The organism is Caballeronia sp. LZ016 (assembly GCF_031450805.1).
Lineage (GTDB): Bacteria > Pseudomonadota > Gammaproteobacteria > Burkholderiales > Burkholderiaceae > Caballeronia.
In genome coordinates, this window is record NZ_JARTVY010000003.1 from 249077 (window position 1) to 273134 (window position 24058).

17 protein-coding genes and 2 pseudogenes are annotated in these 24058 nt (G+C 58.7%); 12 read left to right on the top strand and 7 right to left on the bottom strand.

The window, feature by feature from the left end; all coding sequences use genetic code 11:
* Window positions 1–35: 35 nt before the first annotated feature.
* From P9220_RS20200 to P9220_RS20225, 6 genes are all read left to right on the top strand, one after another.
* Complete coding sequence (locus P9220_RS20200) at window positions 36–1685, top strand: bifunctional aspartate transaminase/aspartate 4-decarboxylase (RefSeq protein WP_309767135.1); 1650 nt, start codon at window positions 36–38, stop codon at window positions 1683–1685.
* 303 nt (window positions 1686–1988) lie between these two features.
* Entirely contained in the window at window positions 1989–3386 is a 1398-nt protein-coding gene (locus P9220_RS20205; protein WP_309767136.1) for a DUF1254 domain-containing protein, read from the top strand.
* A 37-nt stretch (window positions 3387–3423) separates the two neighbouring features.
* A complete protein-coding gene (locus P9220_RS20210) occupies window positions 3424–4887 on the top strand; it encodes a DUF1254 domain-containing protein (protein ID WP_309767138.1) in 1464 nt (487 codons plus the stop codon).
* 360 nt (window positions 4888–5247) lie between these two features.
* Complete coding sequence (locus P9220_RS20215) at window positions 5248–7581, top strand: filamentous hemagglutinin N-terminal domain-containing protein (RefSeq protein ID WP_309767139.1); 2334 nt, start codon at window positions 5248–5250, stop codon at window positions 7579–7581.
* Between the two features lie 594 nt (window positions 7582–8175).
* Complete coding sequence (locus tag P9220_RS20220; RefSeq protein ID WP_309767141.1) at window positions 8176–8388, top strand: hypothetical protein; 213 nt, start codon at window positions 8176–8178, stop codon at window positions 8386–8388.
* A gap of 44 nt (window positions 8389–8432) precedes the next feature.
* Window positions 8433–8882 (top strand): response regulator, encoded by a 450-nt coding sequence (locus P9220_RS20225; protein WP_309767142.1) that lies wholly within the window; start codon window positions 8433–8435, stop codon window positions 8880–8882.
* Here the strand turns inward: P9220_RS20225 and P9220_RS27085 are convergent.
* Together P9220_RS27085 and P9220_RS20230 are read right to left on the bottom strand one after the other, a co-directional pair.
* Window positions 8833–9273 (bottom strand): annotated as a pseudogene (locus P9220_RS27085) (GGDEF domain-containing protein); the annotation flags it as partial. The gene P9220_RS20225 and the pseudogene P9220_RS27085 overlap by 50 nt on opposite strands.
* A complete protein-coding gene (locus tag P9220_RS20230) occupies window positions 9189–9485 on the bottom strand; it encodes a diguanylate cyclase (protein ID WP_309767244.1) in 297 nt (98 codons plus the stop codon). The gene P9220_RS20230 and the pseudogene P9220_RS27085, both read right to left, overlap by 85 nt.
* Before the next feature lie 490 nt (window positions 9486–9975).
* Between P9220_RS20230 and P9220_RS20235 the strand changes: the two genes are divergently transcribed.
* On the top strand, window positions 9976–10428 hold the full coding sequence (locus P9220_RS20235; protein WP_309767144.1) for a response regulator: 453 nt from the start codon (window positions 9976–9978) through the stop codon (window positions 10426–10428).
* Window positions 10429–11469: 1041 nt separating this feature from the next.
* Here the strand turns inward: P9220_RS20235 and P9220_RS20240 are convergent.
* Window positions 11470–11801: pseudogene (locus P9220_RS20240) on the bottom strand (IS21 family transposase); the annotation flags it as partial.
* 486 nt (window positions 11802–12287) lie between these two features.
* A complete protein-coding gene (locus tag P9220_RS20245; protein WP_309767146.1) occupies window positions 12288–14933 on the bottom strand; it encodes a PAS domain-containing protein in 2646 nt (881 codons plus the stop codon).
* Between the two features lie 582 nt (window positions 14934–15515).
* Between P9220_RS20245 and P9220_RS20250 the strand changes: the two genes are divergently transcribed.
* Window positions 15516–15935, top strand: a complete 420-nt coding sequence (locus P9220_RS20250; protein ID WP_309767148.1) for a hypothetical protein — start codon at window positions 15516–15518, stop codon at window positions 15933–15935.
* A 160-nt stretch (window positions 15936–16095) separates the two neighbouring features.
* Here the strand turns inward: P9220_RS20250 and P9220_RS20255 are convergent, their stop codons facing one another.
* The 3 genes from P9220_RS20255 to P9220_RS20265 form a co-directional block, all read right to left on the bottom strand.
* Window positions 16096–16710, bottom strand: a complete 615-nt coding sequence (locus tag P9220_RS20255) for a GNAT family protein (RefSeq protein ID WP_309767149.1) — start codon at window positions 16708–16710, stop codon at window positions 16096–16098.
* 580 nt (window positions 16711–17290) lie between these two features.
* The gene (gene lhpH / locus P9220_RS20260) at window positions 17291–18298 is read right to left on the bottom strand and encodes a trans-3-hydroxy-L-proline dehydratase (protein ID WP_309767150.1); all 1008 of its coding nucleotides are present in this window, start codon (window positions 18296–18298) and stop codon (window positions 17291–17293) included.
* A gap of 25 nt (window positions 18299–18323) precedes the next feature.
* Window positions 18324–19445 (bottom strand): branched-chain amino acid ABC transporter substrate-binding protein, encoded by a 1122-nt coding sequence (locus P9220_RS20265; protein WP_309767151.1) that lies wholly within the window; start codon window positions 19443–19445, stop codon window positions 18324–18326.
* A 311-nt stretch (window positions 19446–19756) separates the two neighbouring features.
* On the opposite strand from P9220_RS20265, the gene P9220_RS20270 reads away from it, so the two are divergent.
* Genes P9220_RS20270 through P9220_RS20285 form a run of 4 tightly spaced genes read left to right on the top strand, consistent with a single transcriptional unit; the run spans window position 19757 to window position 24039 of the window.
* Entirely contained in the window at window positions 19757–21367 is a 1611-nt protein-coding gene (locus tag P9220_RS20270) for an ABC transporter substrate-binding protein/permease (RefSeq protein WP_309767153.1), read from the top strand.
* 3 nt (window positions 21368–21370) lie between these two features.
* A complete protein-coding gene (locus P9220_RS20275; RefSeq protein WP_309767155.1) occupies window positions 21371–22111 on the top strand; it encodes an amino acid ABC transporter permease in 741 nt (246 codons plus the stop codon).
* Between the two features lie 16 nt (window positions 22112–22127).
* Complete coding sequence (locus P9220_RS20280; RefSeq protein ID WP_309767157.1) at window positions 22128–22856, top strand: amino acid ABC transporter ATP-binding protein; 729 nt, start codon at window positions 22128–22130, stop codon at window positions 22854–22856.
* A gap of 49 nt (window positions 22857–22905) precedes the next feature.
* The gene (locus P9220_RS20285) at window positions 22906–24039 is read left to right on the top strand and encodes a mandelate racemase/muconate lactonizing enzyme family protein (protein ID WP_309767158.1); all 1134 of its coding nucleotides are present in this window, start codon (window positions 22906–22908) and stop codon (window positions 24037–24039) included.
* Window positions 24040–24058 lie beyond the last annotated feature (19 nt).

The window sequence follows — 24058 nt, forward strand, 5'->3', positions numbered from 1 at the left end:
GTCCCCAGTCTCTGCCAAACGCTTGGAGCTGAAAAATGTCTGAATCGAATGCAACCGCGAACGCTAACGAAAGCCCGTCGGCTCTGGCCGCACTGAGTCCCTTCGAATTGAAGGACGAGCTTATCAAGGCGGCGGGCGGAGCCGCAGTGGAACGTCCCGCCAACGTGGCAATGCTCAACGCGGGACGCGGCAACCCCAATTTTCTGGCAACTATTCCAAGGCATGGCTTCTGGCAACTCGGCCTCTTTGCGATGCGCGAGTCGGAGCGCTCATTCGCCTATATGCCCGAGGGGATCGGTGGCTTTCCGAAGCGTGAAGGGCTCACAGAGCGGTTCGAGCTATTTGTGCGCGAGAACAAAGGCGTGGCTGGCATCAGCTTCCTTGCTGGGGCCGTGTCATACGTGCGCGACCAGCTGGGGCTGTCGGCCAACGACTTCCTTTATGAGATGTGCGAGGGCATTCTGGCGTCAAACTATCCGGTTCCAGACCGGATGCTCACGTTGTCAGAAAAAATCGTTGGTCAATACCTGCGTCGCGAGATGGCCGGCAAGCACCCGTTCGTCGGCGAGTTCGACATTTATGCGGTCGAGGGTGGCACCGCGGCGATGACGTACATCTTCAATACCTTGAAGGAGAACCACCTCATCAAGGCAGGGGACACAATCGCGTTAGGGCGGCCCATCTTCACGCCCTACATCGAAATTCCTACGCTTAACGACTATCAATTGAATGTCGTCAATCTTGACGCCGATGTGGCAAACGGCTGGCAGTATTCCAATGCTGAGTTGGACAAGCTGCGTGACCCGAAGGTCAAGGCGTTCTTCCTCGTCAACCCGAGCAACCCACCTTCGGTCAGACTGAGTGACGAAAGCCTGCAATACATTGCCGACATCGTAAAGGAGCGGTCCGACCTCATTCTGCTAACCGATGACGTCTACGGCACGTTCGCCGACGACTTTGTGTCGCTGTTTGCGCTGGCACCGCAGAACACGATTCTCGTGTACTCGTATTCAAAATACTTCGGCGCAACCGGATGGCGGCTTGGCACTGTAGCGACGCACAAGGACAATGTCTTGGACCGGCTGATAGGTGAATTGCCGGACGAGACAAAGCAGGAGTTGCATCACCGCTACTCGTCAATCACGACGGAGCCCGACAAGCTGAAGTTCATCGACCGACTGGTTGCCGATAGTCGAACCGTCGCACTGAACCACACTGCGGGCCTTTCCACGCCGCAGCAGGTGCAGATGGTGCTGTTCTCGCTGTTTTCGCTTATGGACACGCCTGATGCCTACAAGGCCGCCCTGAAACGTCTGATTCGGGCGCGGAAGAAGGCGTTGTACGAAGAGATGGGTATCGCATTCGAAGAGAAAGATCCGAACCAAGTCGACTACTACACGATACTCGACCTGAACTACCTCGGCGAGCGTGCAAATGGCACAGCGTTCGTGCAGTGGTTGGAGCAGAACACGCAGCCGTCAGAACTGCTCTTCCAGTTGGCAAGGGAGGCGCGCGTCGTGCTTTTGCCAGGGCTTGGGTTTGGTACTCAGCATCGTTCCGGGCGCATCTCGCTTGCTAACCTGAACGAATCGGACTATCGCAGCATCGGACGCGCGGTCCGCAATTTGATGAACGACTACATGACTCGATACACCGCGGCCACGGGCAAAGAAGCGAAACCCTGACAATCTTGGGGGAAGACGCGCTGCGGAATGCACAACCGCCGGACTCCGCAAAGAAGGGGGCCGACGCGCCGCGATGCGATTTCACGAAGGTCGGAGTTTCCGGCGGCGGCCGAGTATGCTGCGCAGTTGCACTGTCCGACGGCAATGCCAGCACAGGGCCCACACGATATATAGCGACATAGTCTCATCATCGGCACGTGACAGCCGGCTAACAACGCACTGGTAGGCGTCTTGGGGAAAGCGACGCCGCTTGCGTCGCACGAGAACGTTCTGGTCTCGAGTTTCGGTTCGTGAGGTATTCGAATGCAATTGGCTTTCAGGGTGTTTGCGCGAGTGGTGGCGATGACGTTGTGTGCTGGTGTCGTCGCACCCAACTGGGCACAGTCCGCGAGCGAGGGCGCCGCGCCGGCCGAAGTCCGGGAAATCGCGAAGGACGCGTTCATCTACGCGTATCCGATGCTGTTCAACTATAAGACGATGTACACCCAGGCAATCGATCCGTCGTCGAAGGCGTACCTCGGCGGGTTCGGCAAGCTTCGCAACTATTCGTCGCCTTACGGTCCGGAGAACAAAGAGATCGTGACGCCAAACAACGACACGCCGTATTCGTGGGCATGGCTTGATCTGCGACGCGAGCCATGGGTACTGACGGTACCGAAGGTACCCGACCATCGCTACTACGTGTTTCAGTGGGTAGACCTCTACACGTATAACTTTGCCTACGTCGGCTCTCGCACGACTGGCAACGACGGAGGAAGCTATCTATTGGCGGGACCCCACTGGAACGGTGATACCCCGAAGGGTATCGACAAAGTGTTCCGCTCCGAGACTGATTTCATCATGACGTTGGGGCGCACGGCGCTCAACGGGCCGGGCGACGTCAAGAATGTGCGGGCGGTCCAGCAGGGTTATCGGTTAGCGCCGCTGTCAAGCTTCGAACAGACCAACCCGCCCCCCATGGCTAAGAAAATCACCTTTCCGAAATGGGATGAAGCAAAGGCGACGTCTGTCGACTTCGTCGCCTATCTGAATTTCCTGCTGCAGTTCACGCAACCGGTGGCACGCTCTGAAGTGGCGTTGATGGAGCGCTTCTCGAAAATCGGCATTGGTCCCGGCAAGCCGTTCGACGTATCCGCGCTGTCACCCGAGACGCGCGCGGCGCTCGAAGCCGGTGTCGCGGATGGCAAGGCCGCGCTCGCAGAAGCGGAAAAAGCCACAACGTCGTCGATGGACTTGTTCGGCACGCGCGAGGATCTGAAGAATGACTACATGAAGCGCGCGGTGGCCGCCGCGATGGGTATCTATGGGAACACTAAGGAGGAAGCCGTATATACCGGCGCCATGTTTAACGCTGAACATCAGCCTTTGCTTGGCACTCAGCCGTATGTCCTTCGTTTCGAAAAGAAGAATCTCGCTCCTGCGAAGTTCTTCTGGTCGATTACGATGTACGACCTGCCGGGGAGGCACCTCGTCGCCAACCGGATCGCGCGTTACTCGATCGGAGACAGGTCGAAGGGCCTTAAGTATGGCGAGGACGGCTCGCTGAATATTTACGTCCAGCACGATTCGCCCGGCAAGGACAAGGAGTCGAATTGGCTGCCGGCGCCCGAGGGTGCGTATAACCTCGTAATGCGCATCTACGGCCCCGATCAGTCGGTCCTCGATGGATCGTGGAAATTCCCCGTGCCGCAGCCGCGCTAGTCGGCCGGTTGTTCGACATCATTGCAACGGAGAACCCATGTTCCTCCACGTTAGAAAGATCTCGTCGCTTGCGGCTACAACCGCGGCGCTGGTGACGACCGTGCCTTACTGTTTGGCGCAAGAGGTGCAGTTGCCGTTTGGCACCGTCCAGATGGACGGCGATCTGCCCGCACGCAGCGCCATTCCCGGCCTTTTCAGTCAGCTCGATTTTCAGCAGGCTACCCAGGCTTATCTCTGGGCGTTGCCGCTGGTTGCGTACGCGCAGTGGCAAAAAGAAAGCGTCGACAAGTTCGGCGCGCGCACCGGCGATCTTGTTGTGTACACGACGTGGAAAGACAAACTGGGCATTCTCACTGCGAACGCCACAACGCCCTATATTCTCGGCTTCGCCGAACTGGACAAGTCGGGGCCGCTCGTCATCGACATGCCAGCGGGGCCGACGGCAGGCGGCGTCGGCGATTTCTGGCAGCGTGCCATCGTCGACATGGGGCAGACGGGACCGGACAAAGGGCGCGGTGGCAGATACCTGATCATCCCTCCAGGCGCTCAGGCACCCGCCAATACGCAGGGCTACTATGTCGCGCGCTCCGAAACAAACAGCGTACTGCTGGGATTTCGCGTGCTAGAGCAAGATCCCGCGAAGGCCAAGGCGATCGTCAGCCAGATTAAAGTCTACCGCTACAGTGAGCGCGCGCATCCGGCGGCCGGACGCTTCCTGACGCCCGGAGGCACAGACTGGTCCGGCACACAGCCCGACGGCATGGAGTATTGGCAGCGGCTCTGGGAAATTATCCAGCGCGAGCCGGTCAACGAGCGCGACCGCTTTTACATGGCCATGCTCGCAAACCTTGGCGTTGAAAAGGGCAAGCCGTTCGAACCTAATACGTTGCAGCGCAAGGCTTTACAACAGGGCGCAGCCGCGGGGAAGTTGTTTGCTGAGACCAATACCTTCGCGAAGCGCTTCGCCAACGTGCGGCACTGGCCCGACCGGCATTGGGAATACGCACTTTTCATCGCCGATCCTTCACAGCGCGTCGCCAATTTCGACCAGCTTTGGGAACGGACGGCGTGGTTCTACGAAGCGGTGACCGACACCAAGGGGATGATCTCAACCACCCCTGGACTCGGGCAAGCGTACCTCGGCGCATACACCGATTCAGGTGATGCCTGGCTCGACGGAGGTAAGAACTATCACCTGCATATTGCGCCTAACCCGCCTGCGAAGCAGTTCTGGTCGCTCACGGTCTACGATACTGCAACGCGGCGCTTCGTGGAAAACGCTCGGCAGAAGTCCGATGTATCAAGCCGCGAACAGTTGCAAAAGAACGCGGACGGTTCTGTTGATCTCTATTTCGGACCGCAGGCGCCGGCGGGCAAGGAGAGCAATTGGGTGCAGACCGTTGCGGGCAAGCACTGGTTTACCTACTTCCGACTGTATGGCCCCACCGAAGCGTATTTCGACAAGAACTGGAAAATGAGCGACATTCAGCCGGGCGACTAAGCGTCGCTCGTAACCCGATCTGTGGAGTTTCCTGGCGACGGCAATGACGGATGTGTGCGGAATGATGATAAGTGACTCGCGGGGGTAATGGTCATGTACCAGGATTGAAGTCTCAAGGCCCACGGCGGCCTGCAAGAACCTTCTAGCGGGCAGTGTTGGTGTGAGGCTGACCACCGTTTCGCCACGCCACGAGCTAAGCGCGCATCTGATGTTCCGCGCGGCCGAGATAGCGGGTGGCACGATGCAGCGGTAAGCGGCTCGGCAACTCACCTAGATTTATATGAACGCCCCCGATGAGCAAAAGCGCATGCTATCGGCAGTTAACAGTGTCCGTTTGACGCTGTCTGATGGAGCTTCGACATGCACACCGAAATATTCTGGCTCGGCAGGCCTTCCAATCCGCTTCGAGTTCGCCGAACAGCAATCGGCCTGGTCGCGACAGGCGCCGTAGTCGCATCCAACGCGTGGGCGGCGGGACCGATGCCATCGGGAGGCAGGTTCGTTGCCGGCGTAGGCAACGTCTCGTCGGATGGCGTGCGCATGACCGTGACGCAGACGACGTCGCGAGGGGTCATCGACTGGTCCAGCTTCTCCATCGACAAGGACCATGCTGTCACGATCGAGAACGGCTCCGGTGCGACGCTGAGCCGCGTGACTGGCACTGAGGCCTCGGCGATTAACGGCGCACTCACGGCGAGCGGCAGCTTCTACCTGATCAATCCGCAGGGCGTCGTCATCGGTGCGAATGGCGTCGTCACGACGGGCGGGCGTTTCATCGCATCCACGCTGGATGTGAATAACGACGCCTTCATGGCAGGCGGTCCTCTTACTTTCGCCGGCACTGGCACTGGCGTTGTCGTGAACCTCGGCAAGATCACCTCCACTGGCGGCGACGTGCTCCTGATCGCGCGCAAGCTCGCCGAGAATGATGGCACCATTAGCGCCCCTTCCGGCTCTGCGGAACTGGCAGCCGGCGACCAAGTGCTGGTGCGCGACTCCACCGGCTTGCCGCAAACCTTTGTGCAATCGACAGGCAGCCGCGGTGACGTTGTCGACAAAGGGACGATCGCAGCGGCGCAGATTGCACTGCAGGCCGCCGATGGCAACGTGTACGCGCTCGCGGGCAACACCAATGCCTTGCGTGCCACAGGCACGGCGACCCGCGACGGTCACGTGTGGCTGGTCGCTAATGACGGCACCGCTCATATCCACGGCCGAATCGAAGCAACGAATCCGGTTGGCGGCGGAACTGTCGAAACAAAGGGCGCGGCTCTGCACCTCGATGATGCCGATGTTCACGCGGCGAACTGGAATCTGGATGCACCGGTATTCAACGTCGGGCCGTTGACGACGGCGGCTCTGGTTAGGCAGTTGGAGCAGGGCACGTCGTTGACGCTCAACGCCTCGCAAGGCGACATCGTAATGGAGCAGACGATGCGCTGGTTTGGCAACGCATCGCTTACGCTCAACGCCGTGCGTTCCGTGACCGTCGGTCCAATGGCGACGCTCGCCAATAACGGGACGGCCAACCTGACCCTGCGCGCCGACACGGGCGGGCAGAACAACGGGGGAGGCGTCGAGAATCTCGGCACGATCGACTGGTCGAAGAGTTCGGGCCTCGTGTCGAGTTATCGCGATGGCAACGGGCTAGATGTAGCCGGATACACCAGGAACAATCCTGCGTGGACTGCTCCGGCATACAGTGGCATCCGCAGCCAGTTCACGGACTATGCGCTGGTCAACACATTGGACGACCTCAACAAGATTTCGCAGCGTCTTGACGGGAGCTTTGCGCTGGGCCGTGACATCGATGCGAGTCCCGCCGGCAACAACTTTCAGCCCATTGGCTCAGGGACGGTGAATGGCTTCACAGGCCAACTCGACGGTCTCGGGCATACGATCGCGAACGTGACGGTTTCGCAGGACTTCAGCGACACGTCCCGGGCGGGGCTTTTCGCGACCATCGGTGATACGGGCGCCGTGCGCAACGTCAAGCTCGCAAATGAGCGCGTTACCGTTTTCTACAGCCCGGCGGGGGCGCTGGCGGGGCAGTCGTCCGGGCTCGTGTCGAATGTCTATGCCGACGGCAGCGTGCTGAATCAGGGATCGAGCGGTTTTCCTGCGGGCGGGCTCATAGGCACTAATTCCGGTGTCATCTATCGGGCCGGAAGCGACGTGGCCGTCAGTGGCCCTAGCCTTTCGGGTGGCCTCGTCGGCGAGAACCGCGGAGCGATCCTGCAGTCGTTCGCAACCGGCAGCGCTGGCGGAGGGTCGCGCGCCCAAGGCGGCGGATTGGCGGGAAGCAACTCAGGCTCGATTAACCAGTCCTATGCAACCGGGCCTGTGTCTGGGGGCAACGGCGAGGCTGGGCTCGTCGCAAACAACAGTGGGTCGATCGAGCAGTCGTTTGCTAGCGGCCCGGTCGATACCTTTTTACTACCGCAATACAGAGGCGGTATCGCAGCAAACAATACGGGTGTAATTGCCGCCGACGTTTTTTGGGACCGCGACGCGACGAGACAAACTTCGGAATACGGCGCGCCCACGCCCGTTGGCACGGCGAATGGCCTCACGACCGGACAGATGAGCGTAGCGGCGAGCTTTGGCCCAACGTGGGATTTCGGCGCTGGGGGAACGTGGGCGATATTGCCGAATACCACGCATCCGATACTCAAGTGGCAGGTGCAACAATAGTTTGGTTGAACTTCTCGGACTGAGCGCGCGGTTCGCCCGCAAGCAAGCGCGCTCGATTGGCGATAACTGCATCGGCAGCGTCACACCGGCGACGGCGCGGTTATCAAAGCGTCAGCTCGTCAGAGATGGCGCGCGAAAACGGGTCAAACAAGCGGCCATTTTCGCGCGAACAGCTCCTAGCAGACAGTGCCTCCTGACAGCCGAACGCATCGCCTAGCTGTCGCGCCCGTTTCACCTCATCGCTCTGCAGATAGATGGATAGATGGACGTCGTGGAGACAGACGCATGCTGCAGACGGACCAGGCGTCGCGCCATGCATTTCCCATATGATGCCGCTGCGCCTTGCCAAAGCGGCAGATCGATTTGAGCATAAGCGCGAGCTGAATCACACTTTCGGCCGAGCATTAAGTGCGTCCGATGTGCCCGTCCATCGCGGTTCAGATCGGAGGGTGAGACCGAGCTACTACTAGCACGCCATGGGGCGTGCTAAACGCATCTAGAGTGACAAGGTCATTTATCGGCCTATCCTATCCGCGATGCCGGCTGTGGCACCGCGCTTCCGTCATCTATAGTGAGATAGGCAGGAGGCCTTCAATGCCGCAATCCATCGAGATCAAGGTTGAAAGGCAATCCGGCGGCTGGGTTTGGGCTGCGGTGTTGCACGGAGCAAGCGGCGGCGAGCCCGTCGTACTGAGACAATCGCCAGAAGCGTTTCCAACTGAGGATGACGCCCGGCAAGATGCAGGACTTGTGGTATCGGCCCTTTCCGGCAAGTCAGGGCAGTGGGTGGACGAAAGTAAGGAATAGGCATTGCTGCTTGCTAGAGACGACGGTCTCTTTAGTTACCGACAATGCCTGGCGCGCCCGCTCCGCTTCTAAAAATCTGGAATCCTCGTCCATTTGCATGCGTTAGCCCGCCCGTTGCGGTCCTCATCGTCGATGATGACATCGCGGGCGCCGAAGCGCTCGCTGCTGCGCTCGCAACTGAGGGAATCCGAACAATCGTCGCCGATGGCGGGACTTCTGCCCTCGTGACGCCGCCTGCCTGGACGCCGCATGTTGTCATACTCGACATCGAAATGCCGGCTTGCGACGGATTTGGCGTGGCATTAGCGATGCGCGGATCACGTCGTTTCGCAAACACACCGATCATCGCGTATACATCTCTGGATGAGACCGATGTCATCGAGCGCGGCAAGGAAGCGGAAATCGACGCTTTTCACAGAAAAGGAGATCCTTTGCGGTGCCTGCTTAGATTAATCGATCACCTTGCTCCCGGTGAGGCGGCGAAAATCCCATGATGCAGGTGCACGCCGAACACTTGCGGCCTTCTCTGATCGGACTTCGCTTGTGTTCAGCGTCGGCGACCGAATTAACCAAATCAGCGTGCGGCATGGCCCTGAGTGCGAGGCCGGCATCTGCGACGCTTACGCGGTTGCGGCCTGCACGTTTAGATGCATAGAGCGCTTCGTCGGCCAATCGAAGCGCGTCAGAAAGGTCGACCAGCTCGACGAGCTCTGCGCCGGGCGGAAAATTGCATACAACATACCCAATGCTCACGGTCATCGGCGCCCGTAAACCGACGGAGGCCGATGCGCTCGCGCGCTTCAATGATTCGGACTTGCCTTCGCTGCGGATCGACTCAGCGACGCCTGCTGCATGCTGAGTGTCCGTACCGGCGAGCGCCAGGACAAACCGCGCCCCGCCATAGCACGCAGCGAGGTCGCTGCCGCGGCGTGCATAGCGCGCGAGAACTCGGCAATCAGCTGAAGCGCCCGATCCCCTGCATCGTGACCATGCTGGTCGTTGTACGCCTTGGAGTCGTCCGCGTCGATGAAGTACAGTGCGACCTTCAAGCGGCTCCGGGTTGCCAATGCCCACAGCTCTTCAAGCGCGGCGTCCAGCGTCCCGGGCCGGTGAGCGCGTCGGTTCCTGCGATGTGCAACAGTTTCGCCTGCGCGGCGTCACGTTGCCGTGCCAGAAAGAGCAACCAGACGGCGAAGGTAAAGCAGCCTATGACGATCAGATGATCCTTTATCGACCGCCGGTAGCTGCGGCCGACCCTTCAACGGCTGAGTTGCGTCCCGCCTTGCGTCCGGCCGCAAACGGCGTCCAGGTGGAGGTAGTCAAGCGCAAAGGCCCCGCGATGGCCGAACCTATGTCTGTCGAGCTGTGGCCTTCGCCCGTACTTCTACGCCGACCGCGAAGCGTCGGCCCCGTGGTGCCCGCCGTTGCGCGCGAGGCTCGCCCGCTGCTCGTTAAATAGCGCGACGCACGGCCCAAGCGTGGCGTCGGTCTACCAATATACAAATAGCTTGCGCTCGTGCTGCGACCACCGGGGAGCCGTCGACAAGCGGGAGGTTAAAATCCCGAGTCGTTAAAAAGGACACAGCGATGCGGCGCCCAATCTTAATCGTTGAAGACAATTCGAACGATCTTGACCTGCTGGTTCTCGCGTTGGAGCGCAGTGGCGTAGCGAACGCTATTGTCACAGTAGGCGACGGGCAGCAAGCACTAGATTTTTTGCAGCGTAAAGGGCGGTTCCAGAACCGGGAGCCGCTAGAACCCAAGTTTGTGCTGCTTGATATCAAGTTGCCGCGAGTCAATGGTCTCGAAGTGCTCGCGGCAATGCGTGAGGTGCCCTTTTTGCGCACCGTGCCGGTGATCATGCTCACTTCATCTGGCGACGTGGCGGACGTCGCCAAGGCCTATGACCTAGGAGCTAACGGCTACGTTATCAAGGAAAACGATTTCCAAGCGTTTCTAAGATCTGTCTCGCAAATCAGCAGGATGTGGGCGCAACTTAACGAGAGCCCGCCGCATTTCAAGCGGCTGCCTCACGGCTAACTAAGGTTCAGTTCCACGCTCGACGCTCAAGGGGTTCGTCGACTCCGACCAAACTCAGGGACAGCGGAATGCCCGTAAGGACTTTGCTGGTTGAAGACTACTCTGCCCTACTCCCAAAGCTGAGACCGTGTAGGCCATGCCGGTCCTGAAACACCTTGCGTGGTGGGCGTGGCCCGCGCTTGCAATCTCGGCGGCTTGGGTTATCGGCGTGTGGTGCGTCGCCCAGTACCAATACCTTTCCCTTGTCACCGATTATCAAATTTGGAGCGACGTGTTGCCCGATCCGGCGTGGGTCGATCGGTACTCACTTGCACTATGTTGGGCAAAAAATCACGTCATCCACTGTTCCATTGACTATGGTGCGTTAGCTCGGACAGCGTTCTTGCCTGTCGTCGTAGGCTGCGTCCTGATCCTGGCCGCTTTAGCGCGACGTTGGCTTCAAACCGTATGAGTGTCTATGACAAAAAAAGCCCGCAACTTCGCGTGCGGGCAAAAACCACGTCCCTGAGAGAAGGCCGAAGCCGGGACGTGGACCGTTACGTGACTCATACGGATTATTTTTTCCGATAGAATAGTGATTAGTCATGTAAATAATTCTAATTGATTGCCTGACAATATTTCCGTCGTGCACGAGCTTGAGAGACCGGATCGAAAAGAAATCATCGTCCGGGCCGTCAATGGGGTTTGGCGAGTTGAGTTTCCACGTGCCCGAGGCATGTTTGTGATTGTCGCTCCAGACGCAGCCGAGGCAATACGTGTTGCTCTGCGAGGATGTAACGGACTCCCCATTCGGTTCATCGGCGCTAGCGCCTCACAAGGGAAGCTCCTGTGAGTGGTATGGCCTACCATTAGCATATTTTCCCGTTCGGTCTCTGGTCTCTTGACCCTCTCTCATCCATGGAAGTCCCCGGCTTGCCAAGCCTCATGCGGTGAGGGTCTGAACGTCGTGGATTGCAGCCATGCATCCGGACTTCTCCTGCCGTTCGTTGGCCGGCGGTCCCTGACGTCGGAGCGGGTCAATCTCAGAGATCCTTGCGCGCGATCAGCATCGAGAGTGCGGAACGCCGCCGACAGGCTGTCGCTGCGGTGCTCGCGCGGCGCGCCCACGACGGATGGCGTTCTTCAGCCCTTCAGCCAGCGCGACAAGCTCTCGCCGCCGAGAATGACTGAGCGTGCTTAAAGCCCGCGCAAGCCAGCCGGAAGTGATAGAGGCGGTGGTCAAGCGCCACACCCGCCAAGGTGACGCCCAGGCTGTCCATCTCGGCGAAATCGGATAACCAGAGACGACCGCGTTCGTGCACCTGACGAAAGATAACGTCTTGCTCCTTCCCATAGAGTGCGCGGCGGTCGCGAATACGGCGCCCCAGTACCCGAACCGGCCAAGGATTTTCTCGAGGGAATCATAGCCAGTAACCCCGAAATGGTGGTCGGTGATGGATCGCAGTCGCTGCGGCTGACCTTTTCGGCGGGAGTTGCATCGCTCCTTGAAACGATCGTCGCGAATATCTGCTGGCGCGCGCCGACAAGGCACTCTACGCGGCCAAGGCTAGCGGGCGAGAGCAAGTGCGGGTGATGTAACGGTCCGCTCTGAAACACTACCCTACGCTGGGATAGTCTTCGCTGTCTTCGCGATGACCGGCCCGTTTCAACCAGATTACGCAAATTGATTTCGTGCGACAGGAATGACGTCGTTGCCCGTTGATGCTAGCAACATGTTTTGAGTCGATCGCTACGAGGTGTCGGACAACTTGCACCCAGTTAGCCATCCTAATCGTCTCGTTCGACCGTCGAGGTTGCAATTTGAAGTCGATGCAGTACACGCAGGCATTCGATCTCGTCGTGGCTCAGAAAAACAATAGTCAATGGCGCCCGGCAGCGCCTATCGAGTCGCACATCGACAGCAAATCAAGCAGTGCGTTGATGTCAACCGGTTTAACAAAATGGCGATCGAAACCAGCGGCTTGCGCCTTTAGCCGATCTTCGGCCTGTCCATAGCCAGTGATCGCAATGAGGACCGGTACCGTGTGGCCCTTTGCGCGCAGGCGCCCTGCCAGTTCGTATCCATCCATCTGCGGCAAACCGATATCAAGCAGCGCGACGTCGGGCTGAAAACTTAACGCCTGCTGTATCGCCTCCTCGGGTCCGTAGCAAGTGCGCGTCGCATGTCCTTCTGACTGACAGACCAGCGACAGTGAGTCGGCGGCATCCCGATTGTCGTCGACAATTAAGATCTTGAGATTTTTCCGAGGGACGCGCGCGGGCATTGGTTTCTCGGTGCCACCGGGCAGCTCGTCTTGTCGAATCAAGCGCGGAAACACGATTATGACGGTTGTCCCGCATCCCGGTCCCCGGCTTTCAACGCGTATTGAGCCTTGGTGCATTTCAACCAGTTTGCGCACAAGAGACAGGCCGATGCCTAAGCCTCCTTTGGAGCGGTCGAGCGTGCGTTCCCCTTGAGAGAAAAGGTCGAAAATGTGCGGCAGCAAATCGGGGGCGATGCCCGCCCCAGTGTCTTCCACAACGATCCGGACGTGAGTGGGGTCTGACGATACGCGCACGCGAATTTCGCCTCCCGCAGGCGTGTACTTGCTGGAGTTGTGCAGGACGTTGACCAAGATCTGCGCCATCCGCGTCGTATCGCCGCACACCCATACGGTGTCTCTCGGAACGTCAATCGTCAACGTTTGTTGATTCTCTTCGACGTGCGGGGCAACTGATTCGGCGGCGCCGTAGACAACGCCGCCAATCAGGAGCGGCTCCCGTTTCAGGACGATGCGGCCCTGCGTGATTCGCGAAACCTCGAGGAGATCGTCAACGAGCCGCGTCATGTGCGAGATCTGACGCTCCATTGTGGCAATGAGCGGCTCCGGGTCACTCACCGATTGGCCGCGATGAAGCAAGCTCACCACTGTCCGGAGCGGCGCGAGGGGATTCCTGAGTTCATGCGCCAGCATCGCCAGAAATTCATCTTTTCGCTTGTCGGCGTCATGCAGTGCGATCTCCATGCGCTTGCGTTCGCTGACATCTGACAGGCTCGCTACAATGACGTCGGGGCTGCCGTCTCGCCCGCGTTGCAGGGCCGCACTTCCGTTCATCCAGCGCTCTTCGCGGGACCGGTGGATCCGCACTTCAAAATGGACAGTTTCCTCTTGCCTTGCGCTCAACCGGCGAATACTACGCTCGAGTATCGGCCGGTCGTCCTTGTGAACGCGTGACATTGCCTCGTCGTAGGGCATCGTTGCAGAGGCTGATTCCTCTAGCAGCGGTGCGTTGGCGCTCTCGATCGAGAAGACGTAGCTGCTAAGGTCTAGTGTGACGATGACGATGCTTGCGGCTTCCATTGCAACGGCAAGGCGGAGGTTGCGTGCTTCACTCATCGCCCGGGCGCGGCGTTGCTCGGTCGCGTCAATGGTAGTCCCGAACCACTCATACAGTTTGCCGCGTTCGTCGCACATCGGCACGGCTCTCGCGAGCATGAAACGGTAAGCGCCATCGGCCCTGCGCATCCGAAACGTCGCCTCGCGTACGCCCAGCTCGCGCAACGCCTCGGCCCATCTGGTGTTTATCTCATCACGGTCATCCGGGTGCACAAGATCTAGCCACTTATGTCCAGCCAATCGCTCAGGCGGCAACCCTGTGAAAGCCTCCCACTCTCCGTCAATAGGCTGCATTTCTCCGTGTTGGTCAGCCGACCATACCAGCGCCCCAGAGGACCTAGCCAGCTCGCGATAACGACGCTCGCTCTGGCGAAGACGCGCTGCCGCGGAGCGTATCTCCGAAACGTCGAAGGTGACGCCAAAGACTCGTGGGCGCCCGGTTAGCGATCGCCGCTGCGCATGCCCGCGCATGCGCAACCAGCGAACCGTGCGGCCTGCTGGCAAGACGGGGAATTCGATCTCGAATGAGCCGCCGAGTTCAAGTGCGGCATTCACCGCATCGACAAACCGCTGCCGTTCGTCTTCAATTACCTTCTCCGACAGCAAGCTAAGCGGCACACACTTTACGTCGCGCTCGATGCCGTAAAGCTCGGCGAGAACGGGCGTGATGCGGGCGTCGCCTGCCTCAAGGTCCCATTCCCACGCACCAAGTTCGGCGGCCTCAAAAGCGCACAGCAGGCGCGCCTCGTTTTCCGCGTGAAGGTCGCAGGCACGCTTGCATTCGTCGACGTCAATGGCGACTACGAGGAGTGCAGGCGCGCAGGCGTTGCCGTCCTCAAAGACTTGCAGTTGCAACCGGTGCCAGTTCGGTTCGCCGTCTGCTCGCAGCAGTCTTGCGTAGACGTGGCGCGCAAGTCGTGTTGAGTTAAGCGCCGCCATCGCGGACTCGACTGCAGGCAGATCGGCAGACGTAAGCAGTGTCAGCCATTGCACGGGCCCATTCTGCACACCTGGGCCGAAATAGCGTCGTGCTCCCTCGTTCTGATGCAAAACAGCGCCATTAGCGTCGACCGTCAGAATCAGCACGCTAGCCGATCCGATCACCTGAGCTTCAGAGAAGATCTCCATTGCAATCTACGGCCCGGCAGGGCAGCTCTCAATGACCAGAGAAGCATTGTTGAGCATAGCGCAGTCCTGAACAAGGACTAACGTTCAGCGAGCTGGCGGCGCCGGGAAACGTGCGAGGAGCGTCTGCCATAGCCTCAAGAGCTATGTAGTACGCGCTGCCTTAAAATTCGCGCCTCAACGGTGCTTGAGCCGCTCGTCGGTCGTTCGTCTTGCGTTGGCATGGTTTGATGCGTCCGCCAGAGGATAGACGACAGAGCGCAAGTCCTCGCTCACAACGAGCCTCGTTCGCTCACCGGAACTGCACGGACACGAACCTCACGCATATCTGAAAGACATCTTGAGCCGATGCCCGCCCACAGGGCAAGCGGCATCGCGGCATCGCTGACTCGTAGATGGCCTCGGCGCGGCGTTCCCGTTCGCCCTGCGCATCGCGGCGAACGGCGGCGCCACACACGATGCGAAGTCCGGCGTCGTCAATGGCTGCCGCTTGCGACGCAGAACGAGGAACAGACGCGCTGTCTCATCCAGAGCTTCCTGGAGGTCGTTCCCCACGCGGCGCTGTGGACCACAGAATTTCACGAGATGATGCTCATCGGCTCCATGCAGCCAATGCCGCTGGACGTGCCGCGCATCCGCGCGCGCCTTGCGCAGCCCGAGGTTGCACGTGCGCTGCGCGAGGTCGGCATCGCGTCGCCCGAAGCGTTCATCGCGACGTGGGTCGCCGACCGCTCGGCCCTCGCCTATTACGCTGAGGACGCGCGCCCCGTCACGGACGACGACCCTCGCATCAAGTACGCGCCTTGGGCGCGTCGGGGCGATTTCCCAGTAACGCTTGTGCACATGCTCGCACTTCAGAGCGAGCCACCACTTGTGTATGCGGATGTAGCCTTCGCCGACGCGCTCGCCGCCGGGCGCAACACGCTACACAGGTTCTATCTCGCCGGACTCGATTCCTATCGCGGCGACCGCCCTTCGTGGGCGAAGACATCGATGCGGTCCTGAACGCTGATAGCGCGAATCCCTACCACCGGTGGGTGGCGGGGCAAGAAATCTGAATGGATCTCTACTCGCTAACCCCATGGTGGCACTGACCAATGACAGCTAATGGCCGGCTTGGGAATGCCGCGACGTGTCACGCGGCGCGCCTGCGGGTCAGCGAGCGTTAGCTCATGCCATCCACAGCGCTCCCCCGGCGGGCCAGCTTCAGTTCCAACTGGTTCTTCACCTGCGGCCACTCCGTATCAATGATGCTGAACCGCACCGAATTGCGTTTGCGGCCGTCGGGCATGATCCGCTCATGGCGCACGATACCTTCCTGCTTTGCGCCGATGCGCAGGATCGCCGCTCTTGATTTCTCGTTAAGCTCATCGGTGGTGAACTGCACCCGGACAGTCTGCATAACTTCAAACGCATGTTTCAGGAGGAGGTATTTCGCCTCCGTGTTCGCCGCTGTTCGTTGAGCTGACTGACTGAGCCAAGTGTGGCCGATCTCGAGCTTCCTATTTGCGCTGTCGATTTTCCAGAAGCGCGTGCTACCAACGATACGTCCGCTACTACGAGCGATGACCACGAATGGGATAACGTGGCCCTCCTCATACCCGCGCAATGCGGAAGTGATGTATCTGTCGATAGTCGACGGCCCTGGAACAACAGTAACTTTCAAGTTCCAAAGCTGACCGTCCGTGGCCGCATCGACGAGAGCAGGCGCGTCTGCGGGTTCGAGAACGCGAAGTTGAATAGTCTTGCCGGAAAGCGTCAGCCGAGTTGCGTCGTTCATATCCATTGGGAAAGTGTACAGTCGGCGATCTGCTTCAAGGTTCGGCGCGCTTGCGACGCTAGCTTCCGCAGGCCGGTGAAAGCGGCAGAGCAGCGATTGTCATCGATCTTGCATCTGCCGTCGAGTGGCCGTTACTGGCCGCCTGCTGCCCGACGCGGTCGGCATCATGTGCCGCATCTCCCCTGACCACCGTTGGCGTTCGGGCCTCGAACACCACATCTCACCGGCGATGTGACGACTTTAATTCGCGTCCGGCAAATCCATACTGAGTAGGGCTCGCGCCGCTGTTGGGACGAACGAAGTCCCGAGTTGACAACTTCATAGTCGCAAGGTTGACTTATTTAATGCGTTCTACGGTTTCTGCACAAGTTGACGCGAGCAAACTCCCGTTAACCATCGCCCGGCATACTGTCGTGCCCGGGGACCGGATTCAGCCCACGTCAAGCAAATCACTAACGGCCGGTGCTGTGCGACAACGCGAGCCATTAAGTCCGCACGCGAACAGTAGACATATCTTCGAAAAAAAACGCGGAATGCTGGGTCGCAGCTTTCCGCGCTAACTGGTACCGCTAGGAGCCGATTATCGAACGAGGAACCCGTAGGTCAGCGGGTCGCGCTCGTCCACTATCCAGTTTCCAAAGCCGCAGATATATGCGTTGCCTTCGACTTCGGGAATGACCGCTTTGAAATCACCAACGGTCGTCTCGCTGAGCACGCGCCCTTTGAAGACGGTACCGATGATGGACTCATTCACGAGCGTCTGGTCTTTGCTTAGTTCGCCACGAAGGTAAAGCTGAGCGACGCGGCCGCCGGTGCCCGAGCCAGTCGGTGAGCGGTCCACTTCCCGGTCCGCAAAGACGCAACAGTTCGCTTGAGTAGAACCTTCATGCCGCGGCTTGTTGGCAATGATGGTTCCGTAGATGTGGTTAATTTCCGGGATGTCGGGATGTTCGACCGGATAGGCGTTGTTCGCAGCTTGCTTGACCTCAGCCCCGAATCTAATGAGGTCTTCGACGGAGGACTCGCGAACTTCGAGCCCGTGAGGTGCACCGTCGGTATAGAAGTAGAAAGCGCCACCGAAAGCGATATCACCCTTGACCGCACCGAACGACGGCGTCTCGACAGTGACGTCGCGCTTCCAGATGAAGGAAGGAACGTTCACGAACCGAACGTTACCGGCATGCTCACCGTCCCATTGAACGAACGCTTCGATGAAGCCGCAAGGAGCATCGATGCCAATGCGTGTCTCGGGAATTTGTCGCTGGACCCAGCCCAGTTCGACCGCGGCGGTAGAGAGCGCTATAACACCGTGCCCGCAGTGGTCACTATAGCCCTCGTTGTGGAGGAAAATGATTCCAAAGTCGGCCGTCGGACTAATCGGCTCAGTCAGATATCCGCCGTACATGTCGGCGTGGCCGCGTGGCTCGAACATCAACGCAGTACGGATTTCGTCGGCATTTTCCTTCAACCATGCGCGACGTTTCACGATAGTGTCGCCGGGCAGACGAGGAAGTCCGCTCGTCACGATGCGGAACGCCTCTCCGCCGGTATGGACTTCAACAGTCGAAATAGTGCGAGTAATTTTCATGTGCTCTTCGCCGTTCCTTGAGGCGTTACTGTCCGTACGGGACCGGAAGCCCGTTCTTGATGACGTAGACAGTCGTCGGGGCGCCCTTAAGGTCGCCGTTTGCATCGAACGAGTACGTGCCGGCTACGCCCTTGTAGTCGGTCTTCGCGAGCTGGGCCGTGAGTTTCGCCTTGTCGGTTGTAGTGCCCGCCTTAACCATGGCATCCGCGAGCAGCTTCACGCCGTCGTAATAGCTGACGCCGTACACCTGCGTGTCCGTGTTGTACGCGGCCTTGTACTTCTGAATGAACTCGCGTCCGGCCGGCGTCTTGTCGAGGGAAATCCCCCCTTGTGCGCAATAGACGATGGATGCTGCGTCGCCTGCGACTTTGCCCATGTCAGCTGAACAGATGCCGTCGCCGCCGAGCAGCTTGGCGCGCAGACCGCGGGCCTTCATTTGCTTGGCCATCGGCGCGCCTTGCGAAGCGTACCCACCAAAGAAGATGACGTCCGGGTTTTTGGATTTGATGCTCGTGAGAATGCCGAGGAAATCGGTCGCTGACGAGTTCGTGAATTGCTGGTCGACGATTTGGATGCCGTTGGCCTTCGCTTCCTTGACGAACTGCTCGGCGACGCCTTGACCATATGCGGTACGGTCATCGATAACCGCGGCGGTTTTCGCCTTCAGTGTCTTAGCAGCGAACTGACCCATCGTGCCGCCGAGCTGCTCGTCGCTTGCGCCGATACGGAAAATGTTCTTGAAGCCTTGCTTGGTTAGAGCCGGGTTGGATGCAACCGGCAGCATGGGTACGCCAGCGCTGTTGTACACGCGCGATGCCGGAATAGCGACACCTGAGTTGTACGGCCCCATGACGGCAACGACGCCGCTATCCACCATCTTCTGCGCGACTTGCACGCCAATCTTCGGGTCCGCCTGGTCGTCTTCCGAGTCCAGTTTGAACGTCACTTTCTGGCCAGCGACCGTGACGCCGGCTTTGTTGAGTTCATCTATCGCGAGACGCGCGCCGTTCTCGTTGTCCTTTCCGTTCGGTGCCTGTGGGCCTGTCAACGGAGCAGAGTGACCGATTGTTACAACGGTTTGAGCACTGGTCGACAAGGAAAAGCCGGCGACGGCCACGGCGGTCATTGTTGTTACTAAGCGGCGCATGGACACTCCACGAATTGGACTTATGAGTGACCACATTAACCGCATTTTGGTCCAAATTCAACCTATTCAAAAACAAAAAACCGAGCTTGGTTCCTGTGGTACCAATATGCTCGTTTTCCCTTACGTCCTGGTTCACGAAAGGCTTTGCTTGCAAACGCATAATGGTTTTCCCCGAGAACTGGTCATAAATAGACCAAAATTAGTCTTGCGACTTGAGTTGGCTTATTTTCTGGCCTAGTATCCGTTCCACCTTCTAGGTGCAACCGGGGTGCTACCCGGGGCTCTGGTTGAGACTTCACCGTCGCAGATTGATGTTGGGCGTCAAGAAGGTTCAGGCGCCTGTTTCCGAGGACATGATGAGAAAGCACTTTCCGGCCGTGGTTGCCTGCATAGTCGGGCTCGCGAGCATCGTCTCGGCCTCCGCCAGCGCGGATGAACTTGCAGACGTCAAAGCAAAAGGGACCATGAGCTGCGGTGTCCTTGGTTCCTTTGAGCCCTTTGGCTTTGTCAGCAGAAACCGTGAGCTGCAGGGGTATGACGTCGACATGTGCAATGCGCTCGCAAAACGTATTGGAGTCACCGCCGAGGTCCGCCCGATGGCGATTGATGCCCGAATACCTGAATTGCAGGCGGGTCGTGTCGACATCATGGCGGCGGGTCTTGCCTACACGGCACAGCGCGCAACGCAGGTCGATTTTTCAGACGGCTATTACGTTAGTCCGCACATCCTCGCCGTACGCGTCGACCACGGCATCAACAAAGTGTCGGACCTTAACGGGCGGCGGATAGCCTTCACGAAAGGCGGCATCGCCGAGAACTACGTTAAGAAGGAGGTGCCCGGCGCCATCCTGGTCGGTCTTGAGGACACACCGACGGCGTTCACTTCGATGGCTCAGGGCAAAAGCGACGCCATCAGCGTCTCTGAGGAGGTCGCAAGCCGACTCGTGAACAAACTCGGACCCGCAGCCACGCAATTCAAGATCCTCGAGCCGCCCATCGGGAGTGAGATTTGGGGCTTCGGTGTTAGGAAGGGCGAGGAGCCGTTCCTAAAGGCGGTCAATATCGCCCTCGAAGACATCGAGCGCTCTGGCGAGGCGCAACAGATATTCGACAAATGGCTCGGGCCAAATACGCTCTACAAGATGACGCGCGAGTTCAAGATATCGCCGATTCCGAGGACAGGGGCTGTTACGCCGAACAAGGGTGCTCAGAAAGCCGCACCGCCAGCCGGGTGGAAAGGCCACCTCTCAATTTTGACGCCCCAGAACATCAAGCTGCTAGCGAGCGGCATCGCCGCGACGGTCATTCTCTCTGTTGGCAGTTGGCTCTTGGCGTTCATCTTCGGGACATTCCTCGCCATCATTCGGATGACGAGAATCCGTGTGTTGGAATGGCTTGTCATCGCCTTCGTTGAATACCAACGATGTGTGCCGCCTCTGGTGCACATTTTCCTCTGGTACTTCGGCGTCTCGAATCTCTTGCCGGTCGGCTTGCAACAGGTAGCGAATGCGCATCATGGGGAGATGTATTTCGCAGCTTTAGCCATCGGTCTGTATTACGCGGCGTATGTATCTGAAGATATTCGAAGCGGTCTCCGTAGTGTCTCGTACGGCCAGCATGAAGCGGCCCGCGCGGTTGGCTTCAACTATCTGAGCGCTATGCGTTACATCATCATGCCACAGGCTCTCAGAAACGCTATCCCACCGATGGTAAGTGGCAGCGTGCTTCTGATGAAGACGACGAGCTTGGCAATGGTCGTAGGAGCTGTTGAGCTCACCTACGCCACCAAAGAAATCGCAAACAGCACCTTTAAAGCGTTCGACATCTATGGTCTGAGCACAGCAATTTATGTAGGCATCGCCTTGGCGTTGATGTGGGCGGGAGCCGCACTCGCGCGCAGATTCCATATCCCTTCGAGGTAAGCCATGTTTGACATTATCCGAGACAACTGGCTGTTAATTTTGATTGGCTCTTATCCGAGCGGTCCGCTCGGTGGCGTGGCGGCTACGCTAATTCTTTCTGTAATCGGCATCAGCCTGGCCTTTCCGCTAAGCATTTTGCTCGCGCTTGCCCAGTTGAGTCCCTTTAACTGGATTCGGCGACCCGCGATTGCCATCAAATACCTCGTCCGAAGCATTCCACTGGTGATGCTCATTTTCGGCGCTTACTTCGTGATTCCGGTGTTGGTCGGACACCAGGTCACCGGCTTTACCACGATGGTGTGGACGCTCGTCATCTTTGAAGCGGTCTACCTTGCAGAAATCGTGAGAGCTGGTATCGAGGCATTGCCGAGGGGGCAGACTGAAGCAGCGGCGGCACTCGGTATGAGCTACTGGATGCGAGTTCGTGTCGTGATTCTTCCACAGGCTCTGTACAACATGCTGCCGAGTATGGTCGGGCAGTTCGTGACTGCAATCAAGGACACGTCGCTTGGCTACGTCATCGGTGTGCAGGAACTGACCTACGCTGCCAACCAGGTGAACAACAACACGCTTACCAAGCCATTTGAGGTGTTTTTCCTGTTGTCCCTGGTTTACTTCGTCATCTGCTTCACGTTCACTCAGCTGGCGCGGCATCTCGAGGCGAAAGTGTCGAAGAAGCGTACTGCGGCACGCACAGATGCCGTACTTGAAGCAGAAGGCGTGACGCCTGTCGTGTCCTCTTAATTGCTGGAGCCGTGAGATGATTACTTTCAAGAATGTCGAGAAGTGGTACGGAAGCTATCACGCTCTGCAGGATGTCAATGCCACCGTCAAAAGGGGCGAGGTCGTGGTCGTCTGCGGGCCTTCCGGCTCCGGTAAATCAACGCTCATCCGGACAGTGAACCGCCTTGAGGAAATCAATGGGGGGAGCATTGAGGTCGACGGGCAGGACATTCACGCGAAGGGCCTAGACATTAACGCGTTCCGTAGCCGCGTCGGCTTTGTGTTTCAGCAGTTCAACCTCTTTCCGCACCTATCGGTACTCGACAACATCATTGCTGCGCCAACCAGGGTGGCAAAAGTTCCGAAGACCGAGGCGGTCTCACTTGCTCACGAGCTACTGAACAAGGTCGGCCTCAGCCACAAGGCGACGGCATTTCCCGGCCAGTTGTCAGGCGGACAGCAGCAGCGGGTGGCCATTGCTCGCGCCCTTGCCATGAAGCCGCCAGTGATGTTGTTCGACGAGCCGACGAGTGCTCTTGACCCTGAAATGGTCGGCGAGGTTCTTTCCGTCATGAAGTCGTTGGCGAAAGAAGGCATGACGATGGTGTGCGTGACGCATGAAATGAAGTTCGCTCGGGACGTCTCTGACACCATCTGGTTCATGGACAAAGGCACGCTTCTCGAAACGGGCGCGCCCGACGAATTCTTCAACTTCCCGAAGCATCCGCGTGCACAGTCCTTCCTTTCCGAGATTGCGACCGTTTGAGGTCAAAACCGAATCCCGCGGCGAAGATAGACGCACCGGCTGAACTGCAATGAAAATCACGAAAGTAGCTGTTCTGGAGTTCAGCCGAGAACTGGATGGGACGGCTTGGAATCCCGCCTTCCGGTGGCGCGAGAGGCGTGCGCCGCTCGTTTTGATTGAGTTTGATGACGGTATGGTCGGCATTGGCGAGGGATGGTCTAGATACACGGACTGTCAGTCAGTTCTTACCTTACTGGTCGATGAAGTCGGGCCAGCGCTTGTTGGGCGGACGTTTCACTCAGCGAGCGGCGCCTATAACTTCTTGCGCATGTCACACGCGACGCAACCTGCGTGGGCGTTGTCCGCCGCCATCAGCGCAGTGGACATTGCCATGTGGGATGCAGCCGCCAAGCGGCGCAAACTTCCGCTCTGGAAGCTGCTTGGTGGCGACGATGCGCTAGCCCCCGTGTACGCGAGTGGTGGCCTCTACCGCGACGGGCAAGACGCACAGGCGCTCGCGTCTGAGTTCCAGCGGTATGTCGATAGCGGATTCACCTCATTTAAGATGAAAATCGCCGGCATACCGCTCTCCTTAGACATGGAGCGGGTCGAAGCCGTCCGAGCGTCCATCGGCCGCGATGCGCGTCTTTGGGTGGACGCCGTCAATCAACTCACGGCCGTCTCTTGCACGCAATGGTTCACCGAACTGGAGAGATTCACGCCTGACGCTGTTCAGTCTCCTGTCGCTTTCGATGACCTCGAGCTCATGGAGCACATCAATCGAAAGTTCCTGCCCGTGATTGCCGCCGAAGCCGAATATCGCCATGACGAGTTTCAGCGACTCGTTAATGCAAAGGCGATTACGCACCTGCAGTTTTGCCTGCCACTTTGTGGGGGGGTAAGCGGCGCTCTTGCGCTTGATGGGATGGCATCTCGGGCAGGAGTGTCGTCCACGCCTCAGTGTTTCTCCACCTCGATTGCTCAAGCCGCTACCCTTCACTTTGCGGCGGCACGCGCTAACGTCGTTTCAGCCGAATATCACTGTTTTCATGACCATCTGGCTTTCTTGTATCGGGATGACACAGGCGCAATCAAGAGCGGTGTCGCCTGTGCCGGAAGCGGTCCCGGTCTCGGCGTCAACGTTCCGCAGGTCGGGCTTCAGCCGGACGGTAGCAGAATTTCAGAAATCCGCGAGCTCCGATAGAGGCTAGGCTTCTTTAAGC

Coding starts and splice junctions, on each gene's coding strand:
- P9220_RS20210 (WP_309767138.1), top strand. CDS start 3,424: ATGTTCCTCCACGTTAGAAAGATCTCGTCGCTTGCGGCTACAACCGCG.
- P9220_RS20215 (WP_309767139.1), top strand. CDS start 5,248: ATGCACACCGAAATATTCTGGCTCGGCAGGCCTTCCAATCCGCTTCGA.
- P9220_RS20270 (WP_309767153.1), top strand. CDS start 19,757: ATGTTGGGCGTCAAGAAGGTTCAGGCGCCTGTTTCCGAGGACATGATG.
- P9220_RS20225 (WP_309767142.1), top strand. CDS start 8,433: ATGCCTGGCGCGCCCGCTCCGCTTCTAAAAATCTGGAATCCTCGTCCA.
- lhpH (WP_309767150.1), bottom strand. CDS start 18,298: ATGAAAATTACTCGCACTATTTCGACTGTTGAAGTCCATACCGGCGGA.
- P9220_RS20285 (WP_309767158.1), top strand. CDS start 22,906: ATGAAAATCACGAAAGTAGCTGTTCTGGAGTTCAGCCGAGAACTGGAT.
- P9220_RS20280 (WP_309767157.1), top strand. CDS start 22,128: ATGATTACTTTCAAGAATGTCGAGAAGTGGTACGGAAGCTATCACGCT.
- P9220_RS20255 (WP_309767149.1), bottom strand. CDS start 16,710: ATGAACGACGCAACTCGGCTGACGCTTTCCGGCAAGACTATTCAACTT.
- P9220_RS20250 (WP_309767148.1), top strand. CDS start 15,516: ATGATGCTCATCGGCTCCATGCAGCCAATGCCGCTGGACGTGCCGCGC.
- P9220_RS20265 (WP_309767151.1), bottom strand. CDS start 19,445: ATGCGCCGCTTAGTAACAACAATGACCGCCGTGGCCGTCGCCGGCTTT.
- P9220_RS20220 (WP_309767141.1), top strand. CDS start 8,176: ATGCCGCAATCCATCGAGATCAAGGTTGAAAGGCAATCCGGCGGCTGG.
- P9220_RS20275 (WP_309767155.1), top strand. CDS start 21,371: ATGTTTGACATTATCCGAGACAACTGGCTGTTAATTTTGATTGGCTCT.
- P9220_RS20245 (WP_309767146.1), bottom strand. CDS start 14,933: ATGGAGATCTTCTCTGAAGCTCAGGTGATCGGATCGGCTAGCGTGCTG.
- P9220_RS20235 (WP_309767144.1), top strand. CDS start 9,976: ATGCGGCGCCCAATCTTAATCGTTGAAGACAATTCGAACGATCTTGAC.
- P9220_RS20205 (WP_309767136.1), top strand. CDS start 1,989: ATGCAATTGGCTTTCAGGGTGTTTGCGCGAGTGGTGGCGATGACGTTG.
- P9220_RS20200 (WP_309767135.1), top strand. CDS start 36: ATGTCTGAATCGAATGCAACCGCGAACGCTAACGAAAGCCCGTCGGCT.